The organism is Leisingera coralii (assembly GCF_049056525.1).
In the GTDB taxonomy this organism is placed as follows: Bacteria; Pseudomonadota; Alphaproteobacteria; order Rhodobacterales; family Rhodobacteraceae; genus Leisingera; species Leisingera coralii.
This window is the reverse complement of record NZ_JBHUPT010000091.1, coordinates 18,557-38,859: the sequence shown is the minus strand read 5'-3', so window position 1 is coordinate 38,859 and position 20,303 is coordinate 18,557. Positions and strand designations below refer to the sequence as shown.

Here is a 20,303-nt window from a genome sequence, read left to right as displayed (position 1 = left end):
GAGGCCGGATACATTTACGCAAGCCATAACGTCACCACGCGACTTGCAACCGCGGGGCGGACCATACATTTTTCCAAGCATCTCTTTCAGCGTGGCGACATCAAGCATTTGCTCCGCCAGCATCTTTTTCAGCTTGGCGTTCTCTGCCTCCAGTGCCTTCAGCCGCCGGGCGTCTGAAACTTCCATGCCGCCATACTTCGACCGCCACTTGTAGAAGGTTCCATCGCTGATGCCGTGCTTGCGGCACAACTCTTTCGCGCCCAGCCCGGCCTGATGCTCCTTCAGAATGCCTATGATCTGCTCTTCGCTGAACCGGCTTCTCTTCATCGTCTGTCTCCTCAGTTGGAGAACAGGCTAACCTCAAAGCGAGGACATTTCAGGGGAGCACGTCACATCCTGCATTGACCCGTTCGCAGCCACTCCGGTTTCGGCCCCACGATTGCAGGTTGTCTGTCATAACCCATTTCTACCGAAAATTCACCGATGACCACCGCGCCCTTGATGGCGCCTTTCGGAGCATGATGGTGGGCGCGGACGACACCAAGGGCACTACCCGGAGCTATACCTCTCCGGGACATGCCTCATATGGAAGTTGGGGGTAATCCCATTGAGGTAAGAAAGCTGGCAGCCTTGGTGGCAGCCAGCTTGGTATCGGCGTTTTCTGGATAGGGTAAAGATCTTTATTCTAAACGCGCTCTTCAGGTCACCACGAAGCCGCGGCCAACCGGGTCGGTTTCGTCCACCCGCCATTTTGCATAACCAGTTACTTTCGCCGTGCCCTTGACGGTCGGCACCACGGCGCGCACGCCACCAACCTCGGTCTCGCCCAGCAGCTGGCCCTCGAAACGGCCGATGCCCAGAAGCCCCTCGGAGCGGATCACGTCACCGATCTTCATCTCGCCGCGGCGCTCGAAATAGGCCATCATCATCGAGGTGCCGGTGCCGCCCGGCGACCGGTCGAGCTTGCCATCGGAAAACACGTGGACATTGCGGTACAGGCTGTCGGCGTCGTCGGGTTCCTGCCAGAAGGTAGTGAAGTTCAGCCCCTTGATGTGCTTTTCAGTCGGGTGCTGAACGTCCATCTTGGCATTGATCTGATCCTTCACCAGAACGCCCATCTCAGACAGCATCTTGCCATTATCCGGGCCGATCGGGGTCTCCGGATAGGGCCATTTAAGCACGGCAAAGAAATTCCCTCCAAAGCAGATGTCGCAGAGCACTTCGCCCACACCCGGCAGCGTCACCGGCACATCGGCGTGCAGCACGAACGCCGGCACGTTCTGGAACCGGGTCCAGGCGACCTGGCCGTCCTCGAAGCCGACTTCCGATGTGACCGGCCCGGCCGGGGTCTCGAAGCGAATCTTGGCCACGTCTGTGACGGTGGTGTGGACCATGCCGTGGGAGATCATCGCCATCGACAGCGCTATAGTGCCGTGGCCGCACATCTCCATGAAGTCGTCGCCGTCGCACCACAGCATTCCGGCATCAAAATCCGGGCTTGACGGAGGGGTGACGAAGACGCCGACCATGTCGTGATGGCCGCGCGGCTCACGCAGGAGGCCGGTGCGTACGAAGTCGTAGTGCTCTCGGATGAAATCGCGCTTGCCGACGATGTCTAGCCCCTGCGGATAAGGGATGCCGCCAGGAATAATGCAGGTCGGCTCGCCGTCCGTGTGAGTGTAGATCACGTCGATGAAACGGTTTGGGGTCATCATTGGAACAAGTACCTTTTCAGTCTTGAAGGTCAGAGGCCCAGTGCGCTCGGGATCGAGAGCACAAGGGTTTCAGGGAAGAGGATCACCGCTGCAAGCACCAGCAGCATCACCGCAATGAAGGGCAGGTTGGCACGGGTCAGCGTCAGCATGTCCACCTTGGCGATGGCCGACGTGATAAACAGCGCCGCGCCGACCGGTGGGGTCTGTTGGCCGATGCCCCAGCACAGCACCACCACCATGCCGAAATGCACGGGATGAATGCCAAGCAGCTCGATGGCCGGGAAGAACAGGGGCACAACGATAAAGATCATCGCGATCCCGTCGAGGAAGGTGCCCGCGACAATCATGATCACGCTGAGCATCACCAGGAAGAGGACCGGGGAGACTTGGAGCTCAGCCAGCGGTTTGAGGATGCTTTCGGCCAGCTGCTCGTAGGTGAAGGCAAAGCCCATGACATGCGCGGCCGCCGTCACCATCATCACCGCGCCTGACAGAACCGCCGCTTCACACAGCGTCTGGTACAGGACATGCAACGTCAGGGTGCGGTAGTACAGCATGCCTACGGCAGCGCCATAGACGACGGCGACGGCGGAGGCTTCGGTCGGGGTGAAGATACCGAACAGGATGCCGCCCAGGATGATCGCGGGCATCAGCAGTGCGGGCAGCGCCTTGCCGAAGGCGGTGGCGGCGCGACGGGCCGAAAACGGCGCCTCAACCGGGTAGCCCGCGCGGATCGAGATCAGCCAGGCGGCAGCAATCAGCGCCAGGCCCAGCAGCAGGCCGGAGATCAGCCCGGCGGCAAACAGCGCACCGGTGGAAATCCCGAGATAGGCACCAAGGATCACCATCGGGACCGATGGCGGAATGATGATGCCGATGGTCGAGGAGGCTGCGGTCACGGCGCCGGTGAAGGCGCGGGAATAGCCACGTTTGACCATCGGGTCGATAATCATCCCGCCGACCGCTGCGGTATCGGACATCGAGGTGCCGGACATGCCTGCAAAGAACATTGAGGTGACCACATTCACCGCCGCAAGGCCGCCGCGCATCTGCCCGACGAGGGTCTTGGCAAATTCCACCAAGTGGCCGGAAATGCCCGAGCGGCTCATAATCTGGCCCGCGAGGATGAACAACGGCACCGCAAGCAGCGGGAAGCTCTGGACGCCGCGGTAGAGCCGCTGCGCAATGATGATCTGGTCGACATCGGCCAGGTAGAAGATGCCGACGGCGATGGAGATCAGCGCGAAGGCGATGGGCACACCGAAGCCGATCAGCCCGAGAAGGGCCGCGAGTACAAGTAGGAGTGTCATGGTTCAGATCTCTGCGGGTTCGCTGGCGCCGGTGTCGGCTTCTTGCCCCTTGGCCAGCCGTGAAACCCCGCACAGTCCGGAGGTAGTGGCATCCAGCATGATGAGCGCACCGGCGACCGGGATGGCTGCATAGTACCAGGTGGTCGAAATCTCCAGCACGGTAGTCTTCTGCTCAGCAAAGCGCAACACCTGCCGACCACCGTGCCAGGCCATGATCCAGCCGATCGTGCCGATGATGGCTTGGTTCGCGAGGTAGAGCACCCCACGCAAACCGCGCGGCATGCGTGTGACCAGAAGGTCTACCTTGAGGTGGGCTCCTTTCCTCAGCGCCAGGTAGGCGCCGAGGAAGGTGATATACGTCAGCAGCGCGAGGGACACCTCGAAGCTCCAGCTGAGCGCGGAACCCAGTGCGTAGCGATAGGCGACCGCCGTGAAAGCGACACCCACTGCGGCCAGCAGCAGGGCCGCGATAACAGCTTCAAGGGCGCGGTTGATCATTTATCGTGACCTTCTTGTCGCGTTACTGGACCGGGCGGGCGCTGGTTATAAGTCGGACCAGCGCCTTCGCGTCTTCGCCCTGTTCATTGGCCCATTCTTCCCAGATCGGTGTGGACCGCGCCGTGAAGGCTTGGGTGTCTGCCGAGTTCACCTGCATGCTCTCTTCGGTGAGAAAGGCGACGATTTCCTTGTCGGCTTTAGTGCCCAGTTCGACGGAATACGCCTCGGCCGCATCGCCGGCCTGCATCATCGCTTCTTGCTGCGCGGACGACAGCGCCTGCCAGTCGTTCTCAGCAATCAAGAGGTAGGTGACCGTATAGAGGTGGTTGGTCAGAGACAGGTAGTCCTGCACCTCGTAGAACTTCTGAGACTTGGCCCAAATAACGGGGTTTTCCTGACCGTCGAAAACGCCGGTCTGCAGCGCCGAGTACAGTTCGGCAAAAGGCAGCGGAGAGGCGTTTGCGCCATAATGGTTGAAAATCTTTATGCGCAGGCTGCTGCCCGGGGTTCGCATCTTCACACCCTCCAGATCGGCGGGCGTATAGATCGGGCGCACGCTGTTGGTGATCTGGCGGAAGCCGCCTTCGAGGTACGCCACTGGGCGCAGGCCCTTCTTGATCAGCATGGCCTCAATTTTTTCGCCAGCCTCTCCATCTAATGCCGCTTTCACGTGGTCACGGCTAGAAAAGATATAGGGCAGCGCGGTAGCGCCCAGCTCAGGAACCACCGAGGTGATCGGCGTCTCTATTGTCGCCATGTTCAGCAACCCGGTCTGGAGCGCCTCTAGCGAACTTTCCTGGTCCCCCAGTGCCGAGTTCGCAAAAAGCTTCATGTCGGTCGCACCCCCGGTCAACTCCGTGAGAACTTCATCGAAACGCTCGACAGACTTGTAGGCGATGGATTCTTCATTGCCCGGCATATTGACTCGGAACTTGTGCTCCTGAGCGAATGCTGCCGTGGAAAATGCACTGCATGCGGCGATAGCTACTGCTGCCGCAATCCTATTCTTGGTCATATGGTCCCCCCAGGTTCTTCACTATGCTCAGGGAATTCACTGTAGATGCTGGACTGGGCATCCAATAGAATAAACATGACATTATATTGAACTTTGTGGACAAAACAGGCAGAAACCAGAATGCCCCACCCGCCAACAACATTGGATGCCTTCAAAGATGGCCGGCAAAAGCTGCGGGTTGGTCTCATAGTGCTCGACAACTTCACGCTGAACGCTTTTGCCGGCTTTGTGGACGCTTTGCGGTTGGCTGCTGATGTTGGCGGACAAAGCCGCCAATTAGAATGCGGCTGGGTTATCATGGGCAAGGGCCGCCCGAGGGCCAGCTGTGGGCTTGCGATCACGCCGGACAGCGGCCCACTGGAGCCAGACCGGTTCAACTACATCGCTGTCGTGGGTGGCAACGACTACCCTCAACGCCTGCAGCCAGCCTGGCTGACCAGCTACTTGCGGGAAGCGGCCGAGAACGGGGTAACTCTGATCGGCCTTTGCACTGGTACCTTTAACATCGCTCGCGCTGGTCTGATGAAGGGGCGAACGGCCTGCGTGCATTGGAACGTCCACGAAGAATTCGCCGCGCAATTCCCCGACGTCAACGCGATTTCAGACCGGATTTTTTTTGACGCTGACGACAGGATCACCTGTGCCGGTTCGACTGGAGCCTCGGACCTCGCCTTATATCTAGTTGGTCGCCACTGCGGGCAAGAGCTTGCCCAGCAAAGCCTTAGGCACCTAGTTCTCAATCACCGCAGAGAGGCATCATATCCGCAGGCGCAGTTTACTTCCGAGATCCGCGAGGTTGCCGACAGCGTCGTGCGGCATGTGGTTGGCATCATGGAACAGACACTGAACGCGCCGGTCCCGCTTGAAAATCTTGCAGACCGCGTCGGTCTTAGCACTCGGCAGCTTGCGCGGCGCTTTACTCGCAGTCTCGGACAGTCACCATCGACATACTACCGATTCCTGCGAACCCGTTATGGCGCCTGGCGCTTGCTCCACTCGACCGACAGGATCTCGGATATCGCAGCTGATGCCGGGTTCGCGGATGCATCACATTTTCTGCGGCACTTCCGTCAGGTCTACGGTGTCACGCCTGCCCAATTTCGTGAGTCTGGTGTGGCTGCCTTACCAGTCAGTTCAGAAACCGATCATGGGGTCTAGGGCTGTCGCAAGCCCCGCCGCCAGCGGCGTCATGATCACCGCAACCGCGCTTTTGGTCAAAACCTCGGTCAGTACCGACGTGACAACATAGACGATATCAAGCGCAGCCCATTGACCCGCCAAGGCCATCAACGGTTTCAGCGCTCCAACAATCAGCTCGACAGCGCCAGTGCGGTCCAATGCGCTTCCAATAAGCAGCATCTACACAATCAGGAACAGCCGCCGCCCGTCCACCGCCGAAAACGCCTCGTCCGTCTCAGCCGCCGTTCAGCCTCTGCTTCAAAAGCTTGCCTGTCTTAAAAAACGGTACATGCTTTGAATCGACATCGACAGCTTCCCCCGTTTTAGGATTGCGCCCGGGGCGCGCTTCGCGGGCCCTGACAGAAAAAGCGCCAAATCCACGGAGCTCGACGCGGCCGCCGTCAGAGAGCGATTTAATGATCTCCTCAAAAACTACCCGGACGACCCGGTCTGCCTCTTCCTTGGTCAGATGCGGGTTCTCCCAGGAAATTTTATCCGCAAGCTCGGATCGGATCATAACTGCCCCCCCTCAGGTCATTACTCCGGATCAGATCCGGGAAAAACGTAGTAGAAAAACAATCCATTGGGACAGCATCCTTCCAACTGAAAAATCTGCTCCTCCTCTATTCCAACCAAAATGTCTATGCCTTCAAAGCAAGTTTCAAGCCATTTCCGGCTGCCGTGCGCAGCAAGACAGCACTCACACAACTGAACGATGCTCCCGTAGTAAGCTGCGGCTGTATTCTTCCGGACTTCTCCGGACACAGAAGCAAGCGCCGTTCCATTGGCAGCCCAAATAAGGGCTGCTACTCATCAAGAAAGGCATAGGCTGGAAGCACACGAAGCATTGATGGCGTCCGAAAACGTCTTCGGAAACGCAAAGTTTTTTCCATTCAGCGTGAACATCATTGGCACCTCATGATGTTGGCCGAAGCCTGGTTGGCGTTTCCCATGCATCCAGCCGGAACCATCGGGCTCGAAACCGCGACTGCACGCTTGCTCTTCTTCACTGAAAATTCCCTTTTTGAAATCGCTGGACCGGCTTTACTTTCGGTCCCTGTGGAGTAATCAGCTTGGCAGCGGCGGGCTGTGTTTGCCCGGCTGTGGGCCTCATCCAATGCCGAGATATTGCTGCCATTGCCCGCCGCTGCCGTTTTTTTCTAGATCGAGCCCTCCCCGCTGCCTTCCGGTGCGTTGGTGATTTTCCGAAGGCGTTCTGCCGGGGCCGCGCCGCGGATGATGCCGCCGGGGCCGACGAAATACGGGGTGCCGGTTGCGCCGAGAGCGGCAGCCAGGCGCTTGGCTTTATCCAGATCTTCCGCGCCAAGACCTTCCTGCACCGCAGCGGTAACTTCCTCCGGATCATGGCCCAGCTCCGCCAGCGTGCGGATGGTGGTCGCTGCACTGGCCTTGCCTTGAACCGACATCATGGCATCGGAAAATTCGCGGTAGGCGTCCACGCCCTTCAGCGCTTTCAGCGCCAGCGCCGCCTTGGCGGTGAATGTCGATTCCTTGCCCAGGACAGGGGTTTCCATCAGGACCAGCTGCAGGTCCGGCATGGTTTACTTCAGAGAGGCGACAACGGGGTGTGCCCGGCGGCAGTACCCGCAGTTGTAGTCCTGAAACTCCACCAGGATCGGCTTTGCCGGATCGAGACCTTCAAACAGCACGTCGGCCACTTTGGCGATCAGTTCCTGGTCTTTCACGGCTTTGGCGGCTTCTTCCTTTGCTTCAAGCAGAGCGAACACTTCCAGAATGATGTCCGGATTGCGAAGAAGTGCGTCACGCACTTGGCTGTCAAACTCGAAATCGGTCTGCGGTGTTTCAGCGGCAGCAGGGGTGCCGAGGAGGGTAAAACCCACTGCTGCCGCCAAAACTGCCTTGCCCCATGTTGTGTTGCTCAAAATCATTGCCCGTTTCCTTTCTGTTCTTCGAATTGCTGTGGTTTCATTGCCTGTTTAGGAGTGTTTTGCTATGTTTGTTCGCCCTAAAGGAGAAGCCCCTATGCGACGCCTGATGACGAAATTCTGGAAAGAAATTGCCTACGCTGTGGGCTTTGTTCTGCTGACCTTCAGCCCGTTCGAGGGCCTGTTTCTGGCCTATGGTCTGGCAGGCACGGCCTGGTTCGTCGTCTGGCTGCTGAGGAACAATGATTCGGACTTCGAAGGCCGCGAAGCTACTGAAGCCTCCGAACGCGGTGTTCGTCTGCGCCAAGAGCGTTACCTGAACGACCATTGGACGCGGAGCTACCACAGCTAGACTCATTCGCTGTCCCTCCTGCGCCCGGTGAAAATGTGGCCGCCGATCTGAACATTCTGGTGCCCGCGCGCCTGTGACTCTCTACCGAGCCAAGTGGGCACCACATTGCTTTGCTCCCCGGCGGCTATATGCGCCTCCATTCCTTTGGGTGAATAATAGTGAGTAGCGCCTCCCGTCACGTCCGGGATTTGTCCGGCGGCAACGCCATCGACAATCCGGCCGATCCGCTCATATTCGGCGCTGCCTTCTTCGAGATCCGTTGGAATGCTGTTTCCGCCAACTCCGATATTCCAGGCCGAGAACTGCTTGAGCTGCAAGCTAACTTCTGCCGGATTGTCGCCCCAGCGTTCGTCCGCGACCCGGTTCATGATCACATGCGCCACGGCGGCCTGACCGGCGTCACTTTCCCGTCCTGCTTCTCCAGCTATGGTCCGGATCATGACGTCCCGGTCATAGTCCGAAAGCTGAGGCGTGCCGGTGATGGCGGAGGAAATTCCGCCCACGGCATCCATGGCACTGTCAGCAACGTCCATGGCGGTTGTGCCAACCTTGACTACAGCGCCCGGCACCACACCAAAGTCCTGACCTTCCACCACAGCCCGCTCGTTTTCAGTGGCCTTACTGGTGGCCTGCTCTGACAGAGCTGTCCGGCGGCCTTCGATGGCGTCCTGAACCTTTCCTGTGGCGTCAGTGATCCGGCCAAACTCTTTATGATGATCCATGCCGCTCGATGGCAGGCGCTGGGTCGTGATTTCTTCCTTCGGGCGCGAAAGCGTATGAGCCTGTGCCAATCCCGGGTTCGGCTGGTCCAGGCCAAGTTCCTGAAGCAGTCCGGGAAGGACTTTCTCCACGGCGGCCTCCTGGGCCTTCACGCCAGCGGTGGATTTCGGGTTAAGCAGGTTGGAAATCTGGTTCTCGTGGTATCCGGCCTCACGCCATTCACCTATAATGGCGTCGGTCAGCTGCCCATCGTAGCTGATGCCATGCGACATGAGTTTGCTTTCGGCCGAGGCCAAGGTTTCCGCCTCTTCCCGTGCTTCCGCATAGGCGTTGCCCTTGCGCTGCACATTATCGATGCTCCAACGCTCGCCGCCGTCTTCGGTATTGGTCAGGTTGCTGTGTTCGCTGGCCCGGATTGATTTCACCGCGTCGCCGTAATTGGCAACCGTTTCCGTCAGGCCGGAATCCCGGGCAGCTTCTGCCACTCGGCGATAGGTGTCGGTGTCCATGCCCGTGCCAGTAATCCCGCCTTCAATTCCGGCAACACCACCCTTGAGTCCAGCCGAAAGCGCTACTTTATAGGCTGCATCGACCGAAATGCCGTGCTCGTCAGCAAAGCGCTCAACTGCCGTATGCGCTTCGCGGGCCTCTTCACTCCACCTGTGGCTTTGCGAGGTGGAACTGTCGCTGGCGGTGCTGGTGCCGGACGCCAGGGACCGGCCGAAGCTCGCATAGTTCGCGGCGGTCTGATTGAGCGCGGTGCTCCACTCATCCCGCAGCGAAGTTGCGTTGCGGATCGCCGCCTCTTTCCGGTCGGAAACTTCTTCCCGGATGGTCTGGCCCACCCGCGCCGACATGCCGCCAGTCGATTGGGCGGTGCCGGTGGCGAAGGTCGAAGAACCGTCCGCGTTAACGGTCCGCATTGCGCCATTTGCCATCCGTACGGTGGCGGCCCCCGCATCCCGCACTGCGGAGGTGTTCCACTTGTTGGCCGCGAAGTTGTTCATGCTGGCATTGGAGAGGGAGATATTGCCGGTGGCCGCTTCGCGGCCCGATTCAATGGCGGCCCCCTGCCCTACGTTCAGCATCGAGGTCGCAAGACCCGCCATGCGGCTCGCGCCGAACAGGATCACCGTGGAAACAAACGGCACCGACATCATCAGGTAGCCCGCGATGGTGCCCACATCCTGTTCGACCGCGCGGACGCCCAGGTAATTGGCGAAGGTCAGGGAATAGTCGAGCGCACCGGTGCTGTAGGAGCCCATTGCCTCCCGGTAATAACCGGAGCTGGCTTTCATGACGATGGAATGCAGGATGGCGGAAAGCGGATCCCAGGCGGCAAGCCAGAGGAAGCCCCCGAAGTACCCCTTCATGACATTCCATACCAAGGGCGTCATCATCATGATCATCGCCAGCGGAAACGCCGCGTAATAGAGCGATTCAAAGACGATTTTCAGGAGCGGCACCCATTTCAGAGCCGAAATCCCGACAGCGCTGTAGCTGGCCGAGGTCTGGGCCTCCGTTCGAGCTGCCTGATAGGCCGTCATGGCCGCGTTGTTTCCAGAGGAGGCAATCAGCCGTTGCACCGCGCCGTCCAGTGAGTTGACCAACATGGTTTGCCGGATGGTTGCCTGAGCGCCGGCCGAGGTCATGCCGATGAAGGTCTGAAACTGGTTGAGTGTCCGACGCATGTCGGCCGCGGAGAGTGCGGGATCTGCAGCAAAGTGGCTTTGGTCTGCCGCAGCGGCCTTCTGGTAGAGGACATTCTGCACTTCATTGTTGAGACGGTTGGTAATCTGCGGCCATCCTTCGGCGCAGGTCGTGGTTTCTTCCAGAACCGGATCGTAATAGGCCAGAGATTGCGGGACATTGGCGCCGATGTATGCCACCAGATTGCCCGCCTGACCCAGTTCCCCCACATCGACAATGCCAATGTTCGAGCCATCGACCATGCAGTTTTCCATAAAGTTCACGAGGGTTTCCTGAACAACCGGAGTGACAGAGCGCCAGCGGGCGGCTTGGCTCAGAACGGTGGAGCCAAAGAGCATTCCGGATTTCTGGTAGGTCAGGTTATCCGGCGCAGCGAGCAGCGTTTCCATCACATCGGTGAGCGAAGCGCTGGCCCTCGATGTCAGAGACCCGACCCAGGCCACGGACCACGGCACATTGTCTACTGTGCCGTAGATACCAAGCGGCACGGTGGAATCCATGATGATCACGCGCGCCCTAGGGCCGAGGCCGACGGTAACCACCAGCATCACGCCGATGAAGTAGGTCACCGCCTGCCGTGCTGCTCCGAAAATCGCCAATTGGAGACCCGCCACGAGCACGCCAGCGACGATGCCGCCGTAAATCAGTGCTCCGAAGTTGCCCGAGCCGGTGAAGGCCGCGAGGTAGTTGAAGACATCATAGAGATAGTAGCCGCCGCCAACTGTATGAATTTCGAGTTCGGGCATAGATCACTGCCCCCCGGTCTGATTGATGATGTTGCCGAAAATCGCGTTGGACGATGCGGCCAATTCACCCCTAGCGAGGCTCAGACGCTCCAGGTTGCGTAGGGCTTCCGCGTATTTCCGCTGTGCAGACGCCCGCAGGTCCTGCAGCACGCCTTTGGTCTGGCGTACCGTGTCTTGAAACTCCCGGTTGATGTCACCGGCAATATCGACGTTGGCGGCCGAGTTCAGGATCTCGTTCATGCCCTCGTCAATGTAGGCAATCGCCAGATCGACCGCGACCAGCTCCGCCATCGAGTTGATGTCGTCCTGGACAAACTCGTACTTGTAGCTCTTGGCCGTGACCAGGTGCTTGTAGACCGGAATGGTGGTCAGGTTGATGAGCGCAATGGCTTCGTCCGGCGGGGCGGTATCGTTGCTGATAGCATCCGAAAGTCCCTGGATCGCTTCAGCCGTGACGGAAAACAGCGCATTGCGGGCAGCGATAGTCCTGTTTCTGAAAACCGGCTGCAGGCAGCCATTTGTTTCATCGCACTGAAGGCTTTTGTAGGCGCCGCCCTCAACCAGGGATTTGGCAGCATCCGGCGATAGGGCACGCGGTGGAATGGTGCGGTGCGTCGGGCTTTCGTCATCATCTTCAGGTGACACGGTGATGATCGTGCCCGTGAGGGTCATGAAGAATTCTGCGATGCGCGGATTGGAAGCAAGGAAGTTGTTTTTCTTCACCGCGCGCCACGCATAGTTCACATCAGTTGGCACTTGCTCAGCTAAGGCCCCGCTTGCGCGCCCCAGCGTCGAGTTATGCTGGCCGCCAGTGCCGCAGCCGTGGCGGGAGGCAACGCGGTCTGCAAACCGGCCGGTATAACCGCCAATAGTCTGGCAGACGTGCTGGGATGCCCCGTCCATTTTGGGCCAGAGCGAGGCAGTGAGCAGTTGCCCTGCTTCGCAGGAATTGATGTTTCCCGCGTTCACCTGCTGGATCAAATCCCGCAGTTTGGCGACGATTTCCTGCACCGCAGGCGACAGGCTTTCCAGTGCCAGCTCGAATGCAAAACCGGCGGCGTTCTGCATAATCGCTTCCATGAGCGCGATAAGTTCCTCCTCGGTGATAAAGGAGAAAGCACCACCGAAGATGTCGATACCACCGCAACCTGCACGAACGGAGGGCAGCTGGATGGCTGCCAGCTGGCTGTTGCGCGGGCGGGTGCGCAGATAAAGGGAACCCAGCGTGGCATAGCCCGCCTGCTGCCCCTTGTAGGCTGTCGGTTTGGTGACGTTTACGCCGCCGCCGGTGCGCTCCCAGAACTGTTTCAGGTCGTCTCCCACATCGGCGTGGAGCTCGCTTCCGGTAAAGACGACAGATGCCGTAAAAGCACAACTTAAGATTAAATATCTCATGCGACTTCTCATGCTCTGGATGTCTTCATAACGTTGCTGTTAATGGTCCTCTGGTTTCCCCCATCATCACCAGAGGAGCCGCGGCCATCCCCGCGTTTCTCCGTGCAAGCAAATGGGATGGCCGCGCCTTTTTCCGGGAGATCCGGCATCGCGACCTCATCAAGCCAGAGCCAAGCAGGATAGGTGCCTTCTGCCGCTACTTCGCGCAAGGCAGCGACCGCGTTGGTGTCCGCGGCGGGATCGGCAACGAATAGCGATACAGGGCTTTCCAGGTCGGTCAGCACCGCGCAGGCAATCGGGGTGTCCGGGTCGAGGGTGAACCGCTGGGACTTGAGGAAAGCGCGCCTGCTCTCTGTCAGTGCCTGGATCAGCCGATAGTCGCGGATGGATTCAAACGGGATCCAGTTTGCAGTGACCAGCATCATGCCGATTTCCCGCAGAACGGGGTAGCCAGCTTTAGCCACACTAAAGGTGGCGATCACCATCACATGCACGTCACCCAAAGCATCCGCGAGCATGAGCTGATCCGCAAACACCTTCTCAAATTTCCGCACCAGGTCCTCTTCCGCGAAGAAGGCGCAGTCCGGCGCGTGCTTGAACAGGAAGCGCGCACCCATGCGGGTGGCTTCATGGCTCTTGTATTCGGCCACAACGAGGCCAAGCGGGGCCGTACCGCGCGCAGGCGCCTGAAGGCCGCGCAGGAGTTTGGCCCGGCGCGCGGCGTTTTCTTCTTTCCGCTCCGCCTTCCAGTAGTCCGGAACATAGAGAATATCCCGCAAGTCACGAGACTTGGCGGATTTCCCCGAGGCTGCGTTCAAAAGCGCACGCTGTACCGGCCCCCACCAGCGTTTACCCTGCATCGCCGGGGTCCATTTCACCAGGTCGGCCTCATGCCACAGGTATTGCAGCAGGCTCGACAGGCCGAGCTTGCGCGGGCTGGCCTTGGCCTCTGTCGGTTTTTTCCCTGAAGGCGCAGGTGGTGCCGGACGCTTGCTGCCCATGGTCAAAGGGAAATCGACCTTCAGCGTCGTGGTTCCGCTGTCCAGATCTTCCTTGATCGCGCTGCCCTGCACCTGTCCGAGGCCCGAGAGATCTTCCGGAGGCAAGAAAGACTCGCAGCCGGGCGCGTGTTCCGCGCCGGTGCCCGGCATCCGCTTCAGGATGAACCGGCCATTCACGCAGGCCACGTACATTTGCGGGGCCGGTTTCCGGCAGCCGCAGGTGATGCGGCTGTGTTCCTGATGCGCCCGGCCAAGTAGGTTCTGGCCGTCGTCAGTTGCCGGATCCACGGGGATATTGCCAATGAAATACGCCATTCTGCCTGTTCCTTCACTGATACCGTTCGCCCATGGGCACTTCCCGGACCACGTAGATGCGCTCCAGGATCTGATCTTCTGTCAGCAGTCCGCCCCCGATCAGCTGGGTTTCCCCGCTAGCGGCGTCGACAATGGCGATGAAGGGGCGCGGCTTGTCCGCGAGCTGAAGGGCCTCAAGCTGGCCCGCGTCCTGAACCGCGTCTGGGAAAAATTCGATGGGGCTGCCATCGGTGGACACAGCCAGAATTTCCACGCCGTAGGCATTGCGGATGCCGTCGAGGATCTGCGCCTGCGCGAGGCACAAGCGGCAGTCCGCGGGGTTATCATAGACAAAGATCAGACCGGCCTCTTGAGCCGCCCGGCGCAGCGCTGCCTGCTCCGCCGCATTGCGCTGGTCCTGATAGATGTTGGTGCCCATTTGGGTCAGCGGGCGGCGGGTATTGGCATCGAGGTGGGGCGAGCCGAACAGCACGCGCTGCCAGACGGCTGCGAAACGCGCCGCTTGCTGTGCCATCTGCTTGTTCACCTCCATATACGCCTGCACATTTTCCGGCGTCGGATCGAGAATGGCGCGGTGCTTCAGCTCGTCGGCGTATTCCCGGAACGCCTCGATCTCCTCGGTGGCCGTTAGCTCTTTCGGTTCTTTCGGCTCCTGTGGTTCTTCCCTGGCTTCCTGTTCCGGCTCCGGTGCCGGTTCCGGTTTGACCGGCTCCGGCTCAGGTTCCGGATCGCAATAGAAATGCCAGCCGTCTACCTCTTCACCATTGCAGACCAGCCCCGCGCTGGCGGGATAGGCTGTAGTGGCTAGAAGTGCGGCAAGGGTCAACGGTTTCAGCATCAGCCTGTCCTCCCGGCTGCGGCGAGAACTGCGGCCCGCACAGACTGCGCATAGTGGCGCGCATTGCGGTAACCGGTAATCTGGCCTGTGATTTCCCCGGCAGCCTGCGAGTAGATCAGAGTGGTGGGGAACTCGGTGATCTGCGCAGCAACCGGGTGCGTTCTGGCATCGGTCACGTCTGCAAACGGCGGGATCGGCCGTGCGTCATGCGAGGCAACCAGAACCGGAATGCCGGCGGGCTGGGTCATAGCCGCCAGCACCGGCGCGGCGGATTTGCAGAAGGAGCACCAGGACGCCCCGATGAAGATCACGCCAACACCGGGATTTTCCTGAGCACCGGCCAAGGCCGGTGCAGTTGCAATGGAGAGGCTGGACAGAAGGAAGGAGCGCCGGTTCATTTGCCCATCTCCTCGAATGCGTCCTGCGCCTGGCTGTCGGCCGACGGGAAGCGGTCTTCATAGAAGTCCTGCAGGTCTTCAGAAACGGGAACCTGAATGTCGCTCATGATGTCACCGAAAACAGGCGACAGATCCATTTCCTCGATGTCCACATTCCCGAAATCTTCGATGGTGACATACCCGCAGTTTGCTGAGCCCGGCGTGCCCCAGCCCTCGTCAACTTGCTTTTTGAACTCCTCGATGAAGACCCGGCCGAATTTCGAGTTGTAGGTGCAGTAGTGGTAGCGCCTCTTGACGCAGGCCCCCAAAACCTTCTGCTGGCAGGTGACGCCGACAAAATGAGTCGCGCCCGCTTCCCGCTTGTCCCGCAAGATTGCAGCAGATTCCGGGCAAGTGCCGCCAAAGAGACCCCCGGTCCCGCAGCAGTTACGTCCTGGCGCCTTGCTGCAGGTCATTGTGGTGCCCTGGAAGAAACGCACATCGTTCGGGTCAGTGGCGGCCTGCTCCCGGTATTCCTCCTGCATCTGCGCTAGCACGTTCAGCCAGGCCGCAGATCTGCCGAAGTCATCAGAGGTTTCCTGTTCGACCCCGATGCAGTTGTCACCAACACAGACGTTGATTGGCTCGCAGCTGGTTTCCAGATCCCCGGAAGAGACGCCGCAACGGTAGTGATACTCCCGGTTCGTGCAGACCCCATCACGTTCAGCAAGGCATGTGTTGCCTTGCAGGATACAGGTCGGATCGCTTTCCAGCGGCCCGCAGTTGGTTTCGCCTTCGCCAACGGACAGGCAGCTGTATACGCGCTTCCGCTTCCACCAGCTCCGGGAAAAGCTCTTGCGGTTGATGTCGCGGACTTCGGCCCCCTCCTCGGTGATGGTTTCAACCAGCTCGCAATCCTCATTGCCTTCAAACCTGCCGCAGCGGTTGATGATTTCCTCCTGCGTCGGCCCGAATTCGGTGTTCACAAGCCGCGCCGGGCTCATGTCGTCGTCTTCATTCAGGCAGGAATAGGTCAGCCGCCACTGACGGCATTCGCCGTTGCGGTAATCGACGCAGCGGCGGTCGGTCCTGGTGCAGTTGACACTTGCGCGCGTGGCGGTGCATTCATCCAGCGGAGCGCTGTCACGGCAGGAGCGTGTTCCTGCCTCTCGGGAACAATAACTGGTGAGCCGGATGCCGCCTGTGGACGCCGTGTCTGTTTCCACACAGCTGTATTCGGCTTCTCCGCAGGTAATTTCGGCCGAGGCGGGGGCAGCCCAGAACAGGAAAGCAAAGAGAAGAAGGATCAGGCGGCTCATTCGCAGGCCTCCTCTCCGACGTTTCTGAAGCTGTCGCAGCAGGCACCATCGAACTTGATGGTAATCTTGGCTCTGCCGCCATTGGACGTCCCTCCGGCGAAGACGACGCGGGCTGTGAAGTTAGTCTTGCGGAAGCGCTGGCCCTGGTCCGGGCGAGACCGCGGATAGGTGTTCAGATTGATGAACCGAAGCACATCTTTCGAGACGGTTTCGCTCCGGGTGAGCACCTGCATTTGATGGCAAAGTTCATGCTCCAGCGGTTGGCATTCGAACCAATGCAGGATTTTATCGTTGCCGTGCTCGGTGAGCCTGTAGACTTTTGCCTGCCAGGAAGCAGGGCCTTCCGGCATATCCCAGCCGCTTGAGAAAACGCCGGGACCAGATGCCGGCGGCTGCAAGGCGGTGCTGCTTGCCAGAGGTTTCTTGATAATTGCCGCCAGAGGCTGCACGCCCATGCCACCGAAGGGCGGTCCCCAAAAGCACCTGTAGAGTTGATTTTGATTGAAGCTGGGAGGTCCCAATTTGACCATGGGAACAAGCAAGCCGTCTGTGTCATTGGCCGGGCACGCATTGCCGCGGCCATTCAGGAAATGGCCGGTACGGGTGCGGGAGAACGTGCCGACAACTGTGTTCCCGGCCAAAACCTGGAGAGCGCCCCGGGCTTCAACGTGCTCCATGATGACTTCATCCGGGGCAAACCGGTCTGAGACCTCTATGGAAAACCTATGCTTTTTCAGATGGCTGCTGCCATCGTTCGCGGTTGGCGAAGCGGCCGGGAAGCTGATGGTCGCGGTCTTTCCGCTCCAGGTAACATCACCGCCGGTAATCCGGATTTTTCTGCGAATGCAGGCAGCCCGGTTCGTGTTGACCTTGCACTCATATTCATTGGTCTTTTCGCAGACCTGCACGTATTTCGCTGCCCGCCTGTCGCAGCGGTAAGTGTCGGTACGATCCACCCGGATTTTCCGGATCAGGCGGCAGGTCTTTTCTTCCCGCGCAGGCAGGCTTTCGCAGAACTCGTCGCGCACGTCAGACACCGGAACCTCCGGCGTGGTGCAGCTGCCGGTTTCGCTGCTGAAATACCGCCCAGCAATATCCTCCGCATTCTCATGCGCCCAATTGCCATCATCGAACAGTTCCCCTTGCCCGTCGATGTCTATATCCGGACGGACAATCGCACTGTCTTCTGTGGCGCGCAGAACCCGCCCCTGGTCATTGTCCGCATCGCGGGTTTCCAGAATGCGGTCCTCGAAGGTGGTGTGGTTCATGCCCGCCTCTGGCGGCCGGGAGGTTTCAAATGGCGTCACCACCTCGTTGATCGTTTCATCCCGGAAAGTGCTGCCCGTATTCAGAGACCCATCAGCTGCCGCCGCCGCGCGATCCATGAAGGATTGCGCGAAAGCGCCGCTGCCAAGCAGGACGGCCATCAGGGCAAGGGAGAGAGATCTATTCAGCATCCGCGGCCTCCTGCTGCGAGAGCAGCCGCCGGGCCTCAGAAGCGCCGGCCTCCCCCTGTTCCGCGATCAGGCGCAGGGCAAATTCGACCGGAACATTGCCGCCCACCCGATCATGCAGCGGCACGGGGTCCGCTTCGCAACCAGGTGTTTCGCAGACATCGACCGCTTCACTCATGGCAATGACCTGCGGCACCGACGTAACCCGGAACCGGGTGAACACTGTAGGGTCGATGGAAAAGCCCACGGCATCATCCAGAGAGCCGAACGTCTCCTCCAAGGCTGCTTGAGTTTCATAGACCGAGTTGTTCACGAACCCGCGGAACACGATGGGCAGACCGAATTTCCGGGCTTCAGCCATCATTTGCCGCAGTGACTCCTTGGGCATCGAGAAAGAGGCCAGCAGGAAGATGGTGGCACCGTCGTACCGCACCTCTTCCGTGTCACTGGCAGCTCCCCCGGTGGCATCGGCACCAAGCAAGGCCCTGACACGGGGATCCGACAGTGCGCGGGTGCGCAGCCCGTCGAAATCGACGTCAGAAAAGGCCCCTTCCGCCTCATCGAGCGGGCGCAGGGTCTGCCGCAGCACCTCGCCCTGCTGTTTGGCGGTGTCAACGATGTTCGCCAGCGGCGCGGTGATCCGCCCGGTGCTGCCCGCTGCGTATTCGGTCACACCTTCCCCAGCCTCCTGGGCGCCAAGGGGCAGGGACGTGATAGCCAATGCGGATCCAGCCGCCAGTCCAACCGACAGGGCAAAAGTCAGAGTGCGCAGCAATTTCTCTTCCTCCAGAACAGCCAGCCGAAGGATTCCCCTTTGAAGGGGAACTCTCTCAGCCGATCCACGTATTGAGCTGAAAAGCCGATGGGGCCGCAGCCGTAGCGGCCCGAGGTTTTCGGGCGCGGGCGCGTCACTTGCATCCGGTACTGGCTTTTCTTGATCACCGGCTGCGATTGGGTCTGGCAAAGCGGTCTTTCCGACGCGGTTTTCCGTGCGATCAGCAGCCTGTGCATCCGGGCCACCATCTTGGTTGCAACCACCTGGCTTGCCATCACCCCGCCAACATGGGCCGCGACATCGCCTTGGATGGGGTAGATCGAGCCGCCGCAGCCGGTGCACCAGAACAGCGCATCCATCGGCAGATTGCCGGAGGACGCCTTAGTGCAATCTGCAGCGCAGGCCGCCTGGGCAATCGGATTGGCAAACAGGATTGCCTCCGGGTTGATCAGGTTGTTCAACTCCGCGTCCTGCCAGAGCGGGTCAATTTCCGAGATATAGGCGACATCGAATTGCGCGCTTTGCTGGCAGAGACCATCGACCACCACACCAAGCCAGGAAATCAGCGGATAGAAGTAATAATGTGCCTGCCAGCGCGACCCGGTGCTGCCGCCGCTTTGCTGGGTGGCTGATGATTTACCGAGCGACAGCAACCCGAAATCCATTTCAAAGCCCATATTCACGAAGCAGCCGGGCTCATTTGCTACATCGACCAGCCGGGCCGGTTCCCAAAGACCAATGGACAGGCCAAGCCGGGGCGGAACACCCGGGCAGACGCAGAGCGGGAAGGTCTGGTTTCTCGTATCCGGGCGGCTGGCGCCAAAGCTCAGACTCAGGCCGCCGATGGAGATAGGAAAGATGCAGTCCCAGCAAACTTCAGTGATGGGGTTCAGAAACCGCTTGTTGCAGATTGCTGCCGCTTGGGTTGCTGCAAGGGCGAAGGCAAAGGCGAGGATCAGAGCGCGCAGGTTCATTGCAGCACCTCCCCGCCCTTGCCGAGCGCGATTTCTTCCACCTGCATGACGGGATCCGCGCGCTGCACCACGGCAGGCACATTGCGGATGCCGAAACGCTTCACCAGCACAGCATCCTGGTCGAAATAGAACCGGCGGCCATGCTCGCGCATCAGGCCCAGCGGATCACCGTTCACCAGAACCAGAAGCGTGTCCAACTCGCCGCCATCTGCCAGCGCAAAAGCCACCTGGTCGGGATCGTCGCCGTCAAGCAGGACGATGCGCTTTTCAAAGCGGGAATAGGCCAACGGATTAACGACTGTGCCAGCGCGGGCGAAGACCCGGCCCTGATGGTCTGCCAGATCCTCTTTCAGGGTGATCGACATATCGACCTCCCAAACCGCGTATTCCTCCGCTTTGCCGATACCCTGAACCGGACGCGGCCGGTTCACATAGGCCCGCGTGGTGTCCTGCATGTCCTGACGCATCTGATCCAGTTCGCCAGCCGCTTCCATTTCCAGAAGCCGGGTCTTGATCGTGTCCAGCAGCGAGGGTTCAGCCACCTCGAACAATGGGCCGTGGGTGCCGAGATCCTTGGCCGCCCCCTGCCCTGCGGCAGCAGCAAGGACCAGAACGGCAGCTTGAAGACGGCGGCGTGCGCCCATTCTGTTTGAGCGGGGTCCAAAACCGCGGCCACTGCGCTGCCTGCAGCAGCTCCGAATGC

The 20,303-nt window shown here is 59.9% G+C and carries 21 protein-coding genes; 2 read left to right on the top strand and 19 right to left on the bottom strand.

Features of this window, described 5'->3' with window-relative positions; translation table 11 throughout:
• The 5 genes from ACFMBG_RS22615 to ACFMBG_RS22595 form a co-directional block, all read right to left on the bottom strand.
• Positions 1–327: transposase (locus tag ACFMBG_RS22615; protein WP_421056923.1), on the bottom strand; the 327-nt coding region annotated here is incomplete at its 3' end.
• A 371-nt stretch (positions 328–698) separates the two neighbouring features.
• On the bottom strand, positions 699–1,712 hold the full coding sequence (locus ACFMBG_RS22610) for a proline racemase family protein (RefSeq protein WP_421056922.1): 1,014 nt from the start codon (positions 1,710–1,712) through the stop codon (positions 699–701).
• Between the two features lie 32 nt (positions 1,713–1,744).
• Positions 1,745–3,025: a TRAP transporter large permease gene (locus tag ACFMBG_RS22605; protein ID WP_421056921.1), complete on the bottom strand. Its 1,281-nt coding sequence runs from the start codon at positions 3,023–3,025 to the stop codon at positions 1,745–1,747.
• Positions 3,026–3,028: 3 nt separating this feature from the next.
• Positions 3,029–3,523, bottom strand: coding sequence for a TRAP transporter small permease (locus tag ACFMBG_RS22600; RefSeq protein ID WP_421056920.1), 495 nt, complete (start codon positions 3,521–3,523; stop codon positions 3,029–3,031).
• A gap of 22 nt (positions 3,524–3,545) precedes the next feature.
• On the bottom strand, positions 3,546–4,538 hold the full coding sequence (locus ACFMBG_RS22595) for a TRAP transporter substrate-binding protein (protein ID WP_421056919.1): 993 nt from the start codon (positions 4,536–4,538) through the stop codon (positions 3,546–3,548).
• A gap of 141 nt (positions 4,539–4,679) precedes the next feature.
• On the opposite strand from ACFMBG_RS22595, the gene ACFMBG_RS22590 reads away from it, so the two are divergent.
• Entirely contained in the window at positions 4,680–5,696 is a 1,017-nt protein-coding gene (locus ACFMBG_RS22590) for a GlxA family transcriptional regulator (protein ID WP_421056918.1), read from the top strand.
• Here the strand turns inward: ACFMBG_RS22590 and ACFMBG_RS22585 are convergent.
• From ACFMBG_RS22585 to ACFMBG_RS22570, 4 genes are all read right to left on the bottom strand, one after another.
• On the bottom strand, positions 5,673–5,897 hold the full coding sequence (locus ACFMBG_RS22585) for a hypothetical protein (RefSeq protein ID WP_421056917.1): 225 nt from the start codon (positions 5,895–5,897) through the stop codon (positions 5,673–5,675). The genes ACFMBG_RS22590 and ACFMBG_RS22585 overlap by 24 nt on opposite strands.
• A 55-nt stretch (positions 5,898–5,952) precedes the next feature.
• Positions 5,953–6,234, bottom strand: a complete 282-nt coding sequence (gene ihfB / locus ACFMBG_RS22580) for an integration host factor subunit beta (RefSeq protein WP_421056916.1) — start codon at positions 6,232–6,234, stop codon at positions 5,953–5,955.
• Between the two features lie 643 nt (positions 6,235–6,877).
• Positions 6,878–7,276, bottom strand: coding sequence for a DsbA family protein (locus tag ACFMBG_RS22575; RefSeq protein ID WP_421056915.1), 399 nt, complete (start codon positions 7,274–7,276; stop codon positions 6,878–6,880).
• 3 nt (positions 7,277–7,279) lie between these two features.
• The gene (locus ACFMBG_RS22570) at positions 7,280–7,627 is read right to left on the bottom strand and encodes a hypothetical protein (RefSeq protein ID WP_421056914.1); all 348 of its coding nucleotides are present in this window, start codon (positions 7,625–7,627) and stop codon (positions 7,280–7,282) included.
• A 94-nt stretch (positions 7,628–7,721) separates the two neighbouring features.
• On the opposite strand from ACFMBG_RS22570, the gene ACFMBG_RS22565 reads away from it, so the two are divergent.
• A complete protein-coding gene (locus tag ACFMBG_RS22565) occupies positions 7,722–7,976 on the top strand; it encodes a hypothetical protein (protein ID WP_421056913.1) in 255 nt (84 codons plus the stop codon).
• A 2-nt stretch (positions 7,977–7,978) separates the two neighbouring features.
• On the opposite strand, the gene ACFMBG_RS22560 is transcribed toward ACFMBG_RS22565, so the two are convergent.
• The 10 genes from ACFMBG_RS22560 to traW are packed head-to-tail and all read right to left on the bottom strand — an operon-like array spanning position 7,979 to position 20,244.
• A complete protein-coding gene (locus ACFMBG_RS22560; protein ID WP_421056912.1) occupies positions 7,979–11,152 on the bottom strand; it encodes a conjugal transfer protein TraG N-terminal domain-containing protein in 3,174 nt (1,057 codons plus the stop codon).
• Positions 11,153–11,155: 3 nt separating this feature from the next.
• A complete protein-coding gene (locus tag ACFMBG_RS22555; protein WP_421056911.1) occupies positions 11,156–12,547 on the bottom strand; it encodes a conjugal transfer protein TraH in 1,392 nt (463 codons plus the stop codon).
• Positions 12,548–12,555: 8 nt separating this feature from the next.
• Positions 12,556–13,863, bottom strand: coding sequence for a DUF1173 family protein (locus ACFMBG_RS22550; RefSeq protein WP_421056910.1), 1,308 nt, complete (start codon positions 13,861–13,863; stop codon positions 12,556–12,558).
• Between the two features lie 13 nt (positions 13,864–13,876).
• Positions 13,877–14,701 (bottom strand): conjugal transfer protein TraF, encoded by an 825-nt coding sequence (locus tag ACFMBG_RS22545; protein WP_421056909.1) that lies wholly within the window; start codon positions 14,699–14,701, stop codon positions 13,877–13,879.
• Positions 14,701–15,099 (bottom strand): conjugal transfer protein TraF, encoded by a 399-nt coding sequence (gene traF, locus ACFMBG_RS22540; RefSeq protein WP_421056908.1) that lies wholly within the window; start codon positions 15,097–15,099, stop codon positions 14,701–14,703. The genes ACFMBG_RS22545 and traF overlap by 1 nt, the downstream gene beginning before the upstream one ends.
• Entirely contained in the window at positions 15,096–16,397 is a 1,302-nt protein-coding gene (gene traN, locus ACFMBG_RS22535) for a conjugal transfer protein TraN (RefSeq protein ID WP_421056907.1), read from the bottom strand. The genes traF and traN overlap by 4 nt, the downstream gene beginning before the upstream one ends.
• Positions 16,394–17,854 (bottom strand): hypothetical protein, encoded by a 1,461-nt coding sequence (locus ACFMBG_RS22530; protein ID WP_421056906.1) that lies wholly within the window; start codon positions 17,852–17,854, stop codon positions 16,394–16,396. Before ACFMBG_RS22530 ends, traN begins: the two co-directional genes overlap by 4 nt.
• Entirely contained in the window at positions 17,844–18,572 is a 729-nt protein-coding gene (trbC, locus tag ACFMBG_RS22525) for a type-F conjugative transfer system pilin assembly protein TrbC (RefSeq protein WP_421056905.1), read from the bottom strand. Before trbC ends, ACFMBG_RS22530 begins: the two co-directional genes overlap by 11 nt.
• Positions 18,573–18,610: 38 nt before the next feature.
• The gene (gene traU, locus ACFMBG_RS22520; protein ID WP_174148924.1) at positions 18,611–19,600 is read right to left on the bottom strand and encodes a conjugal transfer pilus assembly protein TraU; all 990 of its coding nucleotides are present in this window, start codon (positions 19,598–19,600) and stop codon (positions 18,611–18,613) included.
• A complete protein-coding gene (gene traW / locus ACFMBG_RS22515) occupies positions 19,597–20,244 on the bottom strand; it encodes a type-F conjugative transfer system protein TraW (protein ID WP_421056904.1) in 648 nt (215 codons plus the stop codon). Before traW ends, traU begins: the two co-directional genes overlap by 4 nt.
• Positions 20,245–20,303: the final 59 nt, after the last annotated feature.